We start from the raw sequence: 15,955 nt of genomic DNA, 5'->3' as shown, positions 1-15,955 counted from the left end.
CGGTTAACAAGGTCTTCTTTGAGCAGGTATTTATGAATATCACACTTTGGGTTTGGGGGCGTTACGGACTCGCTGTAAGTGCTCTGATTTTGCTAGGAGTCCCGGCGGTGGCTGCACCCAGTGCGATTCAAATTAGTCAATGGGTATCGCAGCAGTCCGGGAGAAACCCGGCTGCTGCTGCTAAAAGAGCCTTGACAGAAGGGGCTCAACTTTACGAGCAAGGGACGGCGGAATCTTTAAGACAAGCACTCGCCAAATTTGAAGAAGCATTAAAGCTGTGTCGGGCCGTGGGCGACAATGGAGGGCAAGCAATTAGCCTCCTTGGTCTTGGCAGAGTCTACTTAGCTTTGGGAGAAAAGCAGAAAGCGCTAGAGTATTACAGCCAGTCCCTTCCCCTATTTCGGGCAGTAGGCGTTCGCTATCTTGAAGCTGTGACCCTCAACAACATCGGCTTAGTCTACTCAGAATTGGGAGAAAAGCAAAAAGCGCTAGAGTATTACAGCCAGTCCCTTCCCCTGTTTCGGGCCCTAGGCGATCGCCCTGGAGAAGCTGTGACCCTCAGCAACATCGGCCAAGTCTACTTAACTTTGGAAGAAAAGCAGAAAGCGCTAGAGTATTACAGCCAGTCCCTTGCCCTGTTTCGGGCAGTAGGCAATCGCTCTGGAGAAGCTACCACCCTTATAGGCATTGGCAATGCCTACTCAGGTTTGGGAGAACAGCAGAAAACGCTAGAGTATTACAACCAGTCCCTTGCCCTGTTTCGGGCAGTAGGCGATCGCTCTGGAGAAGCTATCACCCTCAACAACATCGGCAGTGTCTACTCACAATTGGGAGAGAAACAGAAAGCGCTAGAGTATTACAGCCAGTCCCTTCCCCTGCGTCGGGCCCTCGGCGAGCGCTCTGGAGAAGCTGTCACCCTCAACAACATGGGCAGAATCTACGATGATTTGGGAGAAAAGCAGAAAGCGCTAGAGTATTACAACCAGTCCCTTCCCTTGTTTCGGGCAGTAGGCGAGCGCAATGGGGAAGCTACCACCCTAATCAACATCGGCGGTGTCTACGATGATTTGGGAGAAAAGCAGAAAGCGCTAGAGTATTACAACCAGTCGCTTTCCCTGAGTCGGGCCCTCGGCGAGCGCTCTGGGGAAGCTACCATCCTCAACAACATCGGCAATGTCTACGATGATTTGGGAGAAAAGCAGAAAGCGCTAGAGTATTACAACCAGTCCCTTCCCCTGTTTCGGGCAGTAGGCGAGCGCAATGGGGAAGCTACAACGCTTTACAACATCGCTGATTCCAAACGCGCTCAAGGCAATCTCACGGAAGCCCTCACTAACATTGAAGCCTCCATCAAAATTATTGAAAGCCTCCGCACCAAAATTGCCAGCCCTGAACTCCGCACCTCTTACTTTGCCACCGTACAGGACTTTTACCAGTTCTACATTGACCTGTTAATGCAACTGCACAAAACGCAACCCAATTCTGGTTATGATACCAAAGCCTTTGAAGCCAGCGAACGTTCCCGCGCCCGCAGCCTCCTCGAACTTCTTCAAGAAGCAAACGCCGATATTCGCCAAGGTGTAGCCCCTGAATTATTGCAGCGAGAACGCAGTGTGCAACAGCAACTCAATGCCCTTGAAAAACAGCGAATCGAAGTTCTCAATCGCCCAAACCACACTCCCGCCCAAGAAGCAGAATTAGAAAAACAGCGGCAAACTTTACTAGCACAATATCAGGACATTCAAGCACAAATCCGCACCACCAGCCCCCGTTACGCCGCCCTCACCCAACCCCAACCTCTAACGCTGGCACAAATTCAACAACAAATCCTCGATGATCAGACAATTTTACTCCAGTATTCTCTAGGGAAAGATCGCAGCTATCTCTGGGCTGTCACCAAAACCAGCATCACCACTTATGAATTACCAAAAGCTGCCGACATCGAGACAAATGCCAGAAAATTCCGCGATGCTGTCTCCGCTCCAAGTTCCCGACACAGCCCCAATCAAATCGCCCAAGCCAACGATGCTATCAGTCAAATTATCTTACAGCCCGTTGCTGCCCAACTCGGTCAAAAGCGCCTGCTGATTGTTGGTGATGGCCTTTTGAATTCCATCCCCTTTGCTGCCCTTTCGCTCCCCGGGAAATCCGGTGAAAATGGGAATCCGCCTTTAATAGTAGACCATGAAATCGTGCTGCTGCCTTCAGCTTCCACCTTGGGAATTTTAAGACAAAACTACAATGACAGGCAACCTCCTAATCGGAGTTTAGCCATACTCGCCGACCCAGTTTTTAGCGCTAAGGATGAACGAGTTAAAAACGCTTCTTCAGTCACCACTCAGCAAGCGGTAGAATCAGCAAATCCTGGTTTAAGTCGCTCCAGAGGCGACAAGACCGGACAGTTTGAGCGTTTAAACTTTACTCGCCAAGAATCTCAGATTATTCAAGCGTTATTCCCGGCTAATTCTCGCACAGAATCTTTGGATTTTGCAGCCAGCCGTGCCACAGCCACTAACCCAAATTTAAGCCAATATAAAATCATTCATTTTGCCACTCACGGCTTCGCCAATAACGATCACCCGGAACTGTCGGGAATCGTCATGTCGCTGGTAGATGAAAATGGCAACCCTTTAAACGGATTCCTGCGAATTACTGATATTTTCAATCTCAAATTAGCAGCCGATTTAGTAGTATTAAGTGCCTGTCAAACCGGAATGGGGCAGAACATTCAAGGCGAGGGCTTGGTAGGATTGACACGGGGATTTATGTATGCAGGGGCTCAGCGAGTGGTGGTGAGTTTGTGGACTGTGGACGATGAAGGAACGGCTACGTTAATGTCGAGTTTCTATCAGGGAATGCTGCAAAAAGGGTTAACGCCAGCGGCGGCATTGAGGGCGGCACAACTGGAAATGTTGAAGCAGGAAAAGTGGAAGTTTCCCTATTATTGGGCGGCTTTTAACCTTCAAGGGGAATGGCGATAAATTTTATAAAAAAAACCAGCATCAATTCCCATTCCGGGCGAGTGTAACTCTGGCGAGAACTTTTTGCGGTGAATCTGGATACCAAAAAAAAGCGGCTCCGCTTGTCGCAGAACCGCCGTCACAGAGGATGAAAAATCAAAACTTAACGCACAGCGCCCTGTACAGAAGGTGATTCAATTGTTTTCATGAAGTAAAGTTTCAACAACTGCCAGCCGTTCGAGAGATACAAAGGCAATTTTTGGAAGAACTGCAAGAATTTCGGAGTATTAGAAGCAACAATTGCAGTCAACTTCTGATTGTTCTTGAGGCAAACATCCAGCCTTTCATAAAACTCGGGATTGTTCACGTCCAGCATGACGGGGAATACGCGGCCTGCTGTTTCGTTGGTCTTTTTAATCACTTCAATGTCGTATTCGCGAGCATCGAGACCGAGCGATCGATAAAAACCAGCGCGTTGGATATCATTGAGATACATTGTCGCGAACACTGACAGCAAGAAGAAACGGCACCAAAGCTTAGCGCGCCAATCGTTCAACATCTGAGGCTGAGCTCTCATCACCGCATCAAAGAAATCTCCGTGGCGGTTTTCATCCTGGCACCAATTTTCAAAGAATCGGAAAATCGGATAAATCTGGTCTTCAGGATGGGCTTTTAAGTGCTGATAAATGGTGATGTAGCGCCAATAACCGATCTTTTCCGACAAGTAAGTCGCGTAGAAAATAAACTTCGGCTTAAAGAATGTGTAACTGCGGCTCTTTGTCAAGAAACCCAAATCCAGGGACAAATTAAAGTCTGACAGGGCTTTGTTGAGGAATCCGGCGTGCCGCGCTTCGTCCCGCGACATCAGCAAGAAACCTTCGGCCAGCACTGGATTTTTGTCCTTGAGCTTGCGTGCCAACTCTTTGTAGAGCAAGAAGCCAGAAAACTCAGCGGTGCAAGAGCGTTCCAGGAATTCAATGAACAACTGGCGCTTTTCGCCGTCGATGTGTTCCCAAGATTGATCGAACTCGGCATCACGCACGAAGTGGTTGCGGTTGTAGTCAACGCGGAACTCTTCAATAATTGCTTTTAGTTCGGCTTCATTTACCGAGATGTCCATTTTGGCCATCTCGTCAAAATCTGTTGTGTAAAATCTCGGCGTGAGAATAGTTTCTTTGGCTGGGGCTTTCACTCCCGGCCGCAGTTCTTCAAAAGTGGGTTTTTTGAGGGAATCTACCATATGTTTATTGGATTTCTGCTTATAACTACTCGCTTGTTTCCATTGTCGGGTACTGCGGGCGATCGCGCTCGTGTATGTCCGGCCAGCGCTGGCGGCGCGCTCGGTTTGGCGCTCCGTGTGGAATCCAGTTCTAAGCTGCTGTAATTTCCACGCCCTCCAGTTTACCAAGCTCTCGCCCGCGCAAATATGTTGCTGGCGTTAAGAATTGCTACGCAAAATTACTCATGGGCTTCCAGACAAGGTATTGGGAAACCAAATTCTGCCTTTTGTCAGTTTATTAGGCTACCACACAAATAAATTCCCCTGTCAAGCTGTTTAAACACCGCATAGAAAGTACAAAATGTATAGAGGGACTCCAATTCTAGAATAATCAGGCAGGACGGTCAGAAAATGAGCAATTTAGGTGTTAGTTACCTTTTATGGGCAGCTTGTTTTTTCGGCCCCTTCGGACTCCACCGCCTCTACAACGGCAAGATTGGTAGTGGTTTGCTGTGGCTGTTTACCTTTGGTTTGTTTGGGTTTGGGCAATTGTTTGACTTGCTGCTGCTGCCGAACATGGTGGACGAACGCAATGCCAGTCTCAGGGGCAAACTCGGCGTATCTCGCGAAGGTATACCGCTATATCCAGTCAGCGGGGCGATCGCCGCGACATATCCCAAGCCAACTCCAGACCAGTTAGGGGTTAAACTCCTGAAGGCAGCTTATACCAAGAACGGAAGATTATCTGTCACCCAAGGGGTGATGGCAACCGGCGCTACTTTTGCCGAAGTGGAAGAGGCTTTCACGGCAATGCTCAAAACGGGTTATGTGAGTATCGAGAACGATGCCGTAACGGGCGTCGTGATCTACCACTTTCACGAACTTTAGCTGCTGCGGGTGCGTGCTCTAGGGGATTTTGTCTATTTTTCCAGAAGCTAATCGCTGACGCACCCTACTACTTGATATTGGTTGGTGAGCAGTTATTGCCGTTTTTTGAGTAAGCATTGCCGACAAAATCGGCTAGAATGTTTGTTTGTCTATATAAGCAGAAAGTATTTAGCGTCATGGCAGTCCCTAAGAAGAAAACCTCCAAATCCAAGAAGAATATGCGTAAGGCCACATGGAAGCGCAAAGCTGTAGTGGCAGCTCAGAAAGCTTTGTCTCTGGGCAAATCTGTTCTGACTGGGCGTTCCAACAGCTTCGTGTATCCCGGCAATGAAGAAGAGGAGGAAGAATAGAAACGGAATACCGGGCATGGGGCGAACCCGATGCCCGATCGATCAATCCTTTTTTGCTGTTGGTAAAATCAGCATGGCATCGCCAAAGGAATAAAAGCGGTACTGTTGCTCGATCGCTTCTCGGTACAAATCCAACAGCCGAGGCCTTCCAATCATCGCACTTACCATCATCATCAAAGTAGAGCGGGGCAAGTGAAAATTGGTAATCATCCCCTCTACAACCCGCCACTTGTAACCAGGGTAGATAAACAAATTGGTCGGGCCGCAAAAAGGTTGCAAGGAAAAATCGCCACTCGCGGCGGCGGCTCCCTCTAAAGCTCGGACTGCTGTTGTACCCACAGCAATAATCCGCCCGCCTCGGGCTTGAGTTTCCCGGATTTTCTCTACGGTGGCGGGGGGTACTTCTACCCATTCACCGTGCATTTTGTGAGCCGTCACGTCTGTCACCTCCACCGGGCGAAACGTCCCTACTCCGACGTGTAAGGTGACAAAAGTTTTTTCTATTCCCCGCTGTTCCAAGCGGCTGAACAATTCTTCGGTGAAGTGCAGGCCTGCTGTGGGAGCAGCCACGGCCCCAAGCCTCTCGGCATAAACAGTCTGGTACTGTTCCGCTGAAGCTTGGGAATTTTCGATGTAGGGCGGCAGGGGTATGTGGCCGTATTCGTCCAAAAACTTCGCCAGATTCTCATCTGTGGGGATGTCAAACTCTAACAGCCGTCCCCCTGTTGCGTCGTCCCTCTCTATAACTGTTGCAGTCAATCGACGACGATGGGGGGGCATCGTGGCATCGGGAAGGCAACAGCAAGGAGCTGTGCTCGAGTCCTCACAGCCAGGGGCGATGGGATCAAACTCAATTTTTGCTCCCAACTTTAATCGTTTCCCCGGTTTGACCAAAGCCAGCCAACAGTTGTGCTGCCGTTCTTCCATCAACAATATCTCCACAGCCGGGCCGTTGGGTTTGTGCCCGTAGAGCCTCGCTGGCAGCACGCGGGTGTTGTTCAGTACCAGCAAGTCGCCTGGTTGCAGCAAATCGGGTAAATCCCTAAAAATCCGGTGTTGGTGGCTGCTGGGAGAATCTACAGCCAGCAAGCGAGAACTGTCCCTCGGCACTACGGGATTTTGGGCAATGCGTGAGGGCGGAAGTTCGTAGTCGTAGCCGTCCAAAGACCAGTCCATCTCTGTCATCGAGTGAATTCCTGTGCGATCGATCTGTCAACTGGGTAACAAATTGGGTAAAAACCCCCATCCAAAGTCGGGTGCTTTTCCCCTTGTGGTCGCGGGTATAGCCCGCGAGGATAGAGGTGTAGCATCAGCTTTGCTCATAAGGATCGTTATGGAATACCTCTACTACATCGCCAATACTAGCCTTACTCTGAGAGTCGTGGATTACCTACGCACGGCTCATCATCTTCCCTTGCAATTTATCACTGTTATTCACCAAATTGACGGCTGGGTGGTAAAGGTGAAAATGAGCCAATATTTAACACCCGAAATGCACGGGGATTTTCGGGCTTTTATGAACGAACTCGGGATTCCTTACGATCCTGAAATTCGCTTGCAAATGGCGCTGTGGAGTTTGGAAACCGGACAGTCCCCGCTGAGCGTGATGCGCCGATACCAGGTGGCAGTGGTTTGTCACGGCAGCCCTGACCGCAAAGAAATTGAAGCGTTTCGCCAGCAGTTTGTCAAGGGTCTGGGATATTGCCCGGAAACTCTGGCCTAGATTGCTACGCATATAAATTAACTGTGATGACAGAACAGGAGAGGGAGAGAAGGGGAAAGCGGGAGAAGATTTAACGCTTTTTTCAGCTCCGTTAAAGCTCAAGAGAGAAATGGGCGACAGCCTAGGCAAGTTAACCATTAAAAATTACCTAGTGGCATTGCTTTGAGATTTTACCCTCTAAATTTTAATTATATATTTTTAATTGCTAAAAGCCGAGCGAATGTATTCTTCCAGGGTGAGTCGGTAGTTTCCTGTAACGGCGGATTGAGAGTTCGCTGCTGTGAATGCTGGTAATATTCGCTTACTGTTTTGTTGTGAAGGTTCGCACCTGACTAAGGCGACATCAAAGCGACAATAATTATTGGCTAAATCTGGATGAGTGCTTAAAAATATTTCGGCTGTTTGCCAAAGTTTGGCTTGTTTTGTGGTGGTAACAGCCAGCATTCCACCAGCATCCCAATTTCCCCGGCGGCGAGTTTTTACCTCTACAAATGCTAATGTTTGGGAATGGGGAATGGGGAATGGGGAATGGGGAATGGGGAATGGGGAATTTTCGTTACCTCTGTTGATTTCGCTTTCTTCATCTCTTCCGAGTGCGATGATGTCAATCTCTCCCCAGCGACAGTGCCACTGCCGGTGCAGGATTTCCCAACCTTGCTGCTGCAACCAGTCGGCGACTAAGTTTTCTCCCAATGTGCCGATATCCCTAGAGTTTGGGGATTGGGGGGAATTGGAGTCAGCCGTCGCGAGCGGGCGATCGCTCTTTCTGGTAGAATTCAATTCTGAACTTTCACGACTGCCCATTAGCTTGAACTTGTATGATGATTTCTCGAATTCGCCAACATATTTATACTTTCTTGCTGAGTTTTGTTATTTTAGCAGTAATTGCCGCTGGGGCGATCGGCATTAATCCCGCACCTGCTTTCGCTTTGGATCACGACAAAGAAATCCTAGTCGGCGCTGACTTTACTGGCCAAGTTCTAACTGACGACAGCTTTAATAAAGCCAATCTTCGCAACAGCAATTTTACTAATGCAGATTTGCGCGGCGTAAGCTTTTTTGCTGCCAATATGGAAGAAGCAAATTTAGAAGGCGCTAATTTCACGGGTGCGACTTTAGATTTGGCTCGCATGATGAAAGCAAATTTAACTAATGCTATCCTTGAGGGTGCTTTCGCTTACAATACCAGGCTGGAAGGAGCTATCATTGACGGTGCAGATTTTACGGATACACTGCTGCGAGACGATATGATAGAAAAACTTTGTAAAGTGGCAAAAGGTACTAATCCAGTGACAGGTAGAGATACTCGCGAAACTCTTTTTTGCGATTATTAAAAGGCTCGTTGAATAAAGGAATAAAGTCCTTAGTACAAACAGGCTTCTAGTAAGGACTTTATTACTTATATCAGTTAAAAAAATGTAACTGCAGGCAAGCTTCCAACCTGTATCGAACCAGTCATCCCCAATCTAAAATCTAAAAGGGTATTACCCCCAAGGCACGGATGTTAAATCGTAAAAATTAACTTGACGCAGCCGCTCTAATTCCTTGAGCCATTCTTGTTCGGCACAGAAGAGTTGGTGATATTCTATAGCCTCTTCGCCACTGCTAGCTGCCTTGGCTTTTTCCCACATATTGAGTGCAATTCGGCGGCGCTTCATGCTGATAATTTGCTCGATACAGGCGAGGGCAGATCTAATGACTAGAGGTGCGCGATAAACGTTTCTTTCTGAGAACTCATTTAAGTGAAATAAATGCGAGATTTGATTTAGTTGATTCGGATATTCAATGAAGCTATCTTGCAATTTCAATATTAACTCTGAAGGCGCTACTTGTAAAGACATTTTGTGCAATATTTCAGCATTCACAATCTGGTGCCACAAAAATCTGTGGTGAGAAAGGCTGAACTGCACGTCTCTAGCTTCTATTGCTTCTCTGACATCTTGGCGATATTCGGGACAGTGCAAATAAATCTGCAATAATTGCGCTTCTGCTTCTTCTAAAAGACTGCGGGCTACGGCAGATAAGCTGGATTTTGAGCTTTTGTTTTCGCCGCTTGCACGCTGCTTTTTATATTGTTTGTTCGGCTTTAGCTTGTTTCTAATTAACAGGGGCATTGTTAAAGATTCGTCTTGACTCTGCCGCTTTGCCCAATCGCTGACTACTTGATTGAGCAAGTTTTCAGCAATCATTTTTGTAAGTCTAAAATCTCCTTTACTGAGAATTTCGGCGCATTTTTGCAGGTAATGTGCTAGCTGATTGTCGTCAGTGATATTGGTTAATAAATTAATGATTTTTTTGGTAACTTGCTGGGAAGTATCGGCTTGCTTCAAATCTTGATTGACGAGCATTTGTTGCAGTTGCCAGTCGATCCACAACGGAGCATTTTCGAGCAATTCTCGATATTGTTCTGGGGAGTAGGTTTTGAGGTATTCGTCGGCATCTTTGCCGTCGGGAATGTTGAGCACCCGCAGTTGCACTTCTCCTTGATAAGCGAGTTTTTCTATTTCTCCAATAGCGCGTTCTGCTGCTTGAGTTCCTGCTTTGTCGGCGTCAAAGTTGAGGATAATTTGTTTGGAGTCAGTGTAGCGCAATAACTGCCGCACTTGGTTTAAACTTAAGGCTGTGCCGAGGGAAGCGACGGCGTTGGAGATGCCGGCGGCGTGAAGTGCGATCGCATCAAAGTACCCTTCTACCACCACTGCGCGATCGGCTTTGCTAATGGCTGTTTTTGCTGTATCTAAGGCGAATAAAGTTTTGCCTTTGTCGAACAGTTCTGTTTCGGGAGAATTGAGGTATTTCGGCTGTTCGTCGCCGAGAGCTCTGCCGCCGAAACCGATGACTCTGCCTTGGGTGTCGCGTATGGGAATCATAATGCGATTGCGGAAGCGATCGTAATAACCGCTGCCGCCATTTTTTCGGGGTACAATTAATCCAGCTTGTTCGACTAACTGCGCCGGATAGTTTTTCTGTTCTACTAAATAACTGTAAAGTGCTTCCCAACCTTGGGGTGCATAACCTAATTGAAATTGTTGGATAGTTTCTTCGCTGAGCTGGCGCTCTGATTTGAGATATGCTAAGGGTTCTTCTCCTTGGGTTTGTCGCAAAGCGTGTTCGTAAAAGTTGGCTGTTAGTGCTGAGATTTCATAGAGTTGTTCCCGCAGAGAAATTTGCCGCTGCAATTCTTGTCGGTGTTCTGGTTCGACTGTTTTGACGGGGACTTGATAATTTTTAGCTAATTCTAATACTACTTCGCTGAAAGGACGTTTCTCCAGTTCCATGAGAAACTTAAAAGCATTGCCACCTGCACCACAGCCGAAACAATAATACATTTGTTTGCCGGGGCTGACGGTAAAGCTGGGAGATTTTTCATCGTGAAAAGGACACAAACCTACGAATTCTTTGCCGCGTTTACGCAAGACGACACGACCGGAAATAACGTCTACTATGTCGGCTCTTTGTTTGACTTCTTCGATTGTTTCTGGATGCAGCCGGGGAACTTGCATAGGGCTATTTTAGGCAAATTGAAAGTATAGCGGATGGAAGAAGGAAGTTCGGCAACGGATTATGTAACGGATGTCAGGAAGAAGGAAGAAGGAAGAAAAGCCAGGGTTTCAGCAAGTGAGAAAGTGTGAATCGTCTTAGGGATTGCTATATGTTTATTGTGAGCGTTCGCACTTTATTAAAGCACAAAACTGACTTCTATGACTTGTACACAAAAAGTCAAGGGTTCCGGTTTTTTGTACCAGGGCTGATCGCTGTTAATGTGTGTTTTATTAAAAAAACAGGTTTTTCCGTAAGGCATAACTTTATTGTAAGATATTTACACTAACTGTAAGGAGCATCGAAAATAATGCGAATTTTAATGATGGGCGGTACTCGGTTTATCGGGGTTTATCTTACTAAGATTTTAGCAGCACAAGGGCATGAAGTGGTGTTGTTTAACCGGGGCAACAAGCCTGTACCGGTGGCGGGCGTAAAACAGATTCAGGGCGATCGCACAAATGTCGAACAACTGCAAGAAAAGTTATCGACGGTCGAGTTTGACGCTGTTTTTGACAACAACGGCCGCGAACTCAGCGATACAAAGCCTTTAGCTGAAATATTTAAAGGGCGGGTGCAGCACTTTGTTTACATGAGCTCTGCGGGGGTTTATTTGAAGTCGGATCAAATGCCTCATATCGAAGGGGACGCTACCGATCCTAAAAGCCGGCATTTGGGTAAATGCGAAACCGAAAATTACTTGGCCTCATCGGGTTTGCCTTGGACTTCGATTCGCCCGACTTACATTTACGGCCCCCAAAATTATAACGATTTAGAGGCTTGGTTTTTCGATCGCATTGTGCGCGATCGACCGATTCCGATTCCCGGTAACGGGATGCACTTCACGCAGTTGGGGCACTGTCAGGATTTGGCTAAAGCAATGGCGGCGGTTTTGGGTAACGAAAGGGCGATCGGGCAAATTTACAACGTTTCGGGCGATCGATTTGTCACCTTTGACGGTTTAGCACGCGCCTGCATTCAAGCCGCAGGCAAATCCCCTGATGCTATTAAGATTGTACACTACGATCCGAAACAATTTGACTTCGGCAAAAAGAAAGCTTTTCCTATGCGATTGCAGCACTTTTTTGCTTCAGTTAATAAAGCTGTTACCGATCTTAACTGGCAGCCAGAATTTGACTTACTTTCTGGATTGAAAGATTCTTTTCAGAATGATTATGTAGTTTCGGGACGGGGCAAAGCTGAGATAGATTTTTCAGTCGATGATGAAATTTTGAAATCGGTTCAAAGTTAAGTTAGAGTGGGAGCATCCCCATGCCAGCAAAAATCTAGAACCCCACCCTAACCCTCCCCTTACTAAGGGGAGGGAACAAGAAAGAAAGCAAACAGACTGTCACAGTAAAGTTCGCACCGCGCACCTTACATCAAAACCAAAGATAGCTACTTAAATGCGATCGCAAAACTCAACAACGATACCTCTGTTGTAATTATTGCAATTTAAGTTCTAAATCGGCAGGCATTAGACCAGCTAGCTTTGTACAATACAGCAAAAACTGATGGAACTAAATTAATGATTGAATAACTGCACAAGAGATTTCACCCTAAAATTGATTGTATTAAAATTCAAACTCCCCAGTTGCGGTTCGACCAATTAAAAAATTGAGAGAGGCCATGTTAGAATTTTCAAATGCGGAAGATGTGACAGCTTGGTTGGAAGCTAATTCTCCAAACGACTAGGAAATATTAGGTGAATTTCATGCTTGGAATAACACTCAGCAATCGCTACAGTATTATCCGTCACTTGGGAGGCGGCGGATTTGCTCAAACTTATTTAGCTGAAGATAAGCAGCTACCAGGCAATCACCTCTGCGTCGTCAAGCAGCTTAAACCTCACGCAACCGATCCGGAAACTCTAAAGGTAGCAAGACGTTTATTCGATACCGAAGCACAAGTTTTGTACAAATTGGGAAATCACGATCGCATTCCCCGACTTTTTGCTTTTTTTGAAGAGAATCAAGAGTTTTATCTAGTTCAAGAATTTATAGAAGGTCACGATTTAAGTCAAGAAATTACGCCCCCTTCCCCTGGAAATGCGGGAGTCATGCAGGAAGATCAAGTCATTTGTATATTGCAGGAACTTCTCGAAATTTTAGACTTTGTACACCAGCAAAATGTGATTCACCGCGATGTCAATCCCCGCAATATCCTCCGCAGAGATAGAGACGGAAAATTAGTTTTAATTGACTTCGGCGCAGTTAAAGAAATTACTACTCAAATCACCACTCCTCAGCCCAAAAATAGCTTGAGTGTCAGCATCGGTACTCCCGGTTATATGCCCAGCGAACAAGCTCACGGCAACCCGAAACTCAGCAGCGATATCTATGCCGTCGGTGCGATCGCAATTCAGTTCCTCACGGGTATAAATCCTCACCAAATGCCAAGAAACCCCGATACAGAGGAAATTATTTGGCAGGACAAAACATCAGTCAGTCCTGAATTTGCGAAGATTTTAGATAAGATGGTCAAGTACGATTTTCGCCAGCGTTATTCTAGTGCCGGCGAAACGCTGCAAGCTATTAAACAATTGAAAGATTCTTTCAGCGGTACAGTTCCTGTATTACCTCCGGTTGCTGCTGCGAATAAGCCTGTAAAACCCCGAAAAAAACTGTATTTAAAAATATTGTCGATAGCCAGTTTAATAGGCGTCACTATCTTAGCATCAATTTATGGTGTAAATACTTTTAATTCTGCCAATGCAACTGACCTATATAACCGAGGCAATACTCTTTACAATTTAAGCCGCTTTGAAGAAGCTCTGGCAGCTTACGAGCGAGCAATAACTCTCAGACCGGACTACGCGGAAGTTTGGCAGGAAAAAGCCAAAACTTTATATGAATTGAAAAAATACCAAGAATCGCAGTCAGCTTATGATAAAGCCATAGAATTAAAGCCGGAATACTTGGAAGCTTGGACGGGACGCGGTTATGCTTTGGATAAGTTGCAACAGTCTCAAGAGGCGATCGCATCTTTTGATAACGCTTTGAAAATCCAGCCCGACTATGCCGCAGCGTGGGAAGGCAGAGGCGATACTCTGTTAGATTCGCAGCGGTACGAAGAAGCGCTCGTCTCCTACGAAAAAGCTGTAAAATTTCAGCCCAATTTGTACCGTGCCTGGTACAATCGGGGACAAGCTCACCAAAAATTAAAACAGTACGATCGAGCCTTAGAATCCTATCAAAAAGCAGTTGAAATCAAATTCGATAATTATGAAGCTTGGTACAATTTAGGCAATGTTTTCCTAGAAGTAAACAAAAACCAAGAAGCTTTTGAAGCCTACGAAAAAGCCGTGCGATTTCAGCCAAATTTTTATCAAGGGTGGTACAGTAAAGGCATCGCTTTGCTGAAAATGCGGAGGCATGAACAAGCGGTAGAAGCTTACGAAAAAGCTGTTAAATTAAAACCGGATTATTATCAAGCGTGGTATAACTTAGGCTGGTCTTACCACGAATTGCGGAGGTATGAACAAGCAATTGAGTGTTACAGCAGAGCCTTAGATTTAAACCCGAAAGAGTATCAAGCGTGGTACAATAGAGGAAATGCTCAGTCCAATTTAAAGCGGTACGAAGATGCGCTAGTATCTTACAATGAAGCTGTCTATGTCAAGCCTGACTACTCGGAAGCCTGGTACAGCCACGGCAATGCGCTTGTGGCGGTAAAAAGATACGAAGATGCGATCGCCTCCTATGACAAAGCAATTCGCTACAACCCCGATTACCGAGCCGCAATGGAAGCAAAAAAGCGGGCCGAAAGTCAGCTAGGAAGCAGCCCGCTAGAGTCCCAACAACAACAATAATTGTTATTAGTCCGCTTAGGCGGACTTTGTTTTACAAGAAGCAATTTTAATTGCAAATTTTTATCTTTTAGCGAACAGCGGGAGCAATTACGGTAACTCGGCGGCTGTCTACTAACATCGGCCAAAAACCTCGATCGCTCAATGCTTTTACCGCAGCAGTAGCGGCGTTTTGATCCGCTGTATAAGCGACGAATAAAAAGGGACGCTGGCCGTAGGAAGCTAAGCCTACTTGCGTGCCTAATGCTTCCCTGACTTGGGCGGCTAATTCCGGTTGGTTGAAGTAATCGACTAACACTGCATAACCAGGGCCGAGGGGTTGGGGATTGAAGGCAAGATTGCCGGTTGAAGGATTGGTGATTGGTTCAGAACCTGGTGCTGGCTGAGGGTTGTAGACTGGCAAATTTTGGGGCAGTGCCGCTGCGGGCGATCGTACTACGTAAGCTTGCAATCCAACAACATCTTCGATGTATTTAACCCAATCGCTGGCGATTTGCGAGTCGCGAAAGCCACCAACTCGCGTCACCGTGTCATTGATGTACCGACAAACTGTGTTGTTAGTATTTCCCGGGAAAGAGCGTTTTGCTCTTTCTTGCTGTTCGGGTGTTCTGGTGACAATTAACAGTAGATATTCATCGGGCTGAGGCGGTTGGCAGCTCGATTGAGCTTTAACAGAACTAGATAAAATTGTCAATCCCAAAACTGCGATTGAAGTAGCAGAAAATAGGGGGAGAGACAAAATAAATTTGTACAATTTACCCCTAATTGTTGTTAGTTTTTTTGTCGGATATTTTGCTATTTTAGTCATGCTGTCTGTAGGGATGCGAGGGCATCGGGAATAGTTGCTGACGGTGCTTGAAATTCACCTGTCAGTACATATTCTAATCGCAGTTTCAACCAGGTGATGAAGACTGGATCGGTAGAAATAATAGCGGCGGCTGGCTGAGGGCATTTTGCTTTAACTTGTGCCATTGTCGGTGCTTCTAGGAAAGCGGGCTGTTTGACTAGCCAGAAGTCTATTTGTTTTTCTTGTTCGTTGTAGTTGCGAGTTCTTTCTTTAAACACTTCATCTAGGGCTTCTTCTTCTAGCAAAAAGCGTTGGCTGGCTAAAACGTAGTAGTAGGTTTGCATTTTTCTGGGTTGTTAGGGGTTGACGGTTAGCGGTTAATGCCGCCTGTACTGGCGAGTTTTGCTGGTCAGGGGCGGGTTTGCCGAGTTGCGGTCGTTGGAGAGTTCTAGACTCTTGTGCCGTTTACTTTACCTTATTTGCTGTCATCTTGGGTAGATGGAGAGCAAGTCGCCTCAGAAAAATCTTTGGTGGTGAGAGTTGGGGGAGTTGTGAGAGTTGCGAGAGTGGCTGGTTTTTTGGGGATTTGGGCGATTATTTTTCGGGCTGGTGATTTTCGGGAAAATTTAGGTGACAATAGGAAATTAGATGGAATTGCAGGTTGAATAATTACTAATTAT

General features: G+C 46.5%; 14 protein-coding genes. 8 read left to right on the top strand and 6 right to left on the bottom strand.

The window, feature by feature from the left end; translation table 11 throughout:
- The first annotated feature begins 32 nt into the window (after nt 1-32).
- Complete coding sequence (locus tag QUB25_RS06790) at nt 33-2,981, top strand: CHAT domain-containing tetratricopeptide repeat protein (protein ID WP_333182478.1); 2,949 nt, start codon at nt 33-35, stop codon at nt 2,979-2,981.
- A 142-nt stretch (nt 2,982-3,123) separates the two neighbouring features.
- On the opposite strand, the gene acsF is transcribed toward QUB25_RS06790, so the two are convergent.
- The gene (gene acsF, locus QUB25_RS06785; protein ID WP_333182559.1) at nt 3,124-4,200 is read right to left on the bottom strand and encodes a magnesium-protoporphyrin IX monomethyl ester (oxidative) cyclase; all 1,077 of its coding nucleotides are present in this window, start codon (nt 4,198-4,200) and stop codon (nt 3,124-3,126) included.
- Between the two features lie 390 nt (nt 4,201-4,590).
- On the opposite strand from acsF, the gene QUB25_RS06780 reads away from it, so the two are divergent.
- Nucleotides 4,591-5,067, top strand: coding sequence for a TM2 domain-containing protein (locus QUB25_RS06780; protein WP_333042421.1), 477 nt, complete (start codon nt 4,591-4,593; stop codon nt 5,065-5,067).
- 176 nt (nt 5,068-5,243) lie between these two features.
- Entirely contained in the window at nt 5,244-5,417 is a 174-nt protein-coding gene (gene rpmF, locus QUB25_RS06775) for a 50S ribosomal protein L32 (RefSeq protein ID WP_006632406.1), read from the top strand.
- Between the two features lie 42 nt (nt 5,418-5,459).
- Here the strand turns inward: rpmF and queA are convergent, their stop codons facing one another.
- Complete coding sequence (queA, locus tag QUB25_RS06770; RefSeq protein ID WP_333058836.1) at nt 5,460-6,602, bottom strand: tRNA preQ1(34) S-adenosylmethionine ribosyltransferase-isomerase QueA; 1,143 nt, start codon at nt 6,600-6,602, stop codon at nt 5,460-5,462.
- A 148-nt stretch (nt 6,603-6,750) separates the two neighbouring features.
- On the opposite strand from queA, the gene QUB25_RS06765 reads away from it, so the two are divergent.
- Nucleotides 6,751-7,140 (top strand): hypothetical protein, encoded by a 390-nt coding sequence (locus QUB25_RS06765; RefSeq protein WP_006632408.1) that lies wholly within the window; start codon nt 6,751-6,753, stop codon nt 7,138-7,140.
- Between the two features lie 198 nt (nt 7,141-7,338).
- Here the strand turns inward: QUB25_RS06765 and QUB25_RS06760 are convergent, their stop codons facing one another.
- Nucleotides 7,339-7,944 carry a YraN family protein gene (locus QUB25_RS06760; RefSeq protein WP_333058835.1) on the bottom strand — a complete coding sequence of 202 codons (606 nt, stop codon included), beginning with the start codon at nt 7,942-7,944 and terminating at the stop codon, nt 7,339-7,341.
- A gap of 14 nt (nt 7,945-7,958) precedes the next feature.
- On the opposite strand from QUB25_RS06760, the gene QUB25_RS06755 reads away from it, so the two are divergent.
- Nucleotides 7,959-8,474 carry a pentapeptide repeat-containing protein gene (locus QUB25_RS06755; protein ID WP_333182477.1) on the top strand — a complete coding sequence of 172 codons (516 nt, stop codon included), beginning with the start codon at nt 7,959-7,961 and terminating at the stop codon, nt 8,472-8,474.
- Between the two features lie 150 nt (nt 8,475-8,624).
- Here QUB25_RS06755 and dnaG read toward each other — a convergent pair whose 3' ends face one another.
- Complete coding sequence (dnaG, locus tag QUB25_RS06750; RefSeq protein ID WP_333182476.1) at nt 8,625-10,643, bottom strand: DNA primase; 2,019 nt, start codon at nt 10,641-10,643, stop codon at nt 8,625-8,627.
- A 347-nt stretch (nt 10,644-10,990) separates the two neighbouring features.
- Here dnaG and QUB25_RS06745 point away from each other — a divergent pair, with 347 nt between their 5' ends.
- Together QUB25_RS06745 and QUB25_RS06740 are read left to right on the top strand one after the other, a co-directional pair.
- On the top strand, nt 10,991-11,932 hold the full coding sequence (locus QUB25_RS06745; RefSeq protein WP_333182475.1) for an NAD-dependent epimerase/dehydratase family protein: 942 nt from the start codon (nt 10,991-10,993) through the stop codon (nt 11,930-11,932).
- 462 nt (nt 11,933-12,394) lie between these two features.
- Nucleotides 12,395-14,491 carry a tetratricopeptide repeat protein gene (locus tag QUB25_RS06740; RefSeq protein ID WP_333182474.1) on the top strand — a complete coding sequence of 699 codons (2,097 nt, stop codon included), beginning with the start codon at nt 12,395-12,397 and terminating at the stop codon, nt 14,489-14,491.
- Between the two features lie 67 nt (nt 14,492-14,558).
- On the opposite strand, the gene QUB25_RS06735 is transcribed toward QUB25_RS06740, so the two are convergent.
- Nucleotides 14,559-15,296 carry a hypothetical protein gene (locus QUB25_RS06735; RefSeq protein ID WP_333182473.1) on the bottom strand — a complete coding sequence of 246 codons (738 nt, stop codon included), beginning with the start codon at nt 15,294-15,296 and terminating at the stop codon, nt 14,559-14,561.
- Nucleotides 15,293-15,619 (bottom strand): MgPME-cyclase complex family protein, encoded by a 327-nt coding sequence (locus QUB25_RS06730; protein WP_333182472.1) that lies wholly within the window; start codon nt 15,617-15,619, stop codon nt 15,293-15,295. Before QUB25_RS06730 ends, QUB25_RS06735 begins: the two co-directional genes overlap by 4 nt.
- Nucleotides 15,620-15,733: 114 nt before the next feature.
- On the opposite strand from QUB25_RS06730, the gene QUB25_RS06725 reads away from it, so the two are divergent.
- Nucleotides 15,734-15,940 carry a hypothetical protein gene (locus QUB25_RS06725; protein WP_333182471.1) on the top strand — a complete coding sequence of 69 codons (207 nt, stop codon included), beginning with the start codon at nt 15,734-15,736 and terminating at the stop codon, nt 15,938-15,940.
- Nucleotides 15,941-15,955: the final 15 nt, after the last annotated feature.

The organism is Microcoleus sp. B3-D7 (assembly GCF_036705305.1).
Classification (GTDB): Bacteria; Cyanobacteriota; Cyanobacteriia; order Cyanobacteriales; family Microcoleaceae; genus Microcoleus.
The sequence above is the reverse complement of the archived record's forward strand: the minus strand, read 5'-3'. Positions and strand labels throughout refer to the sequence as shown.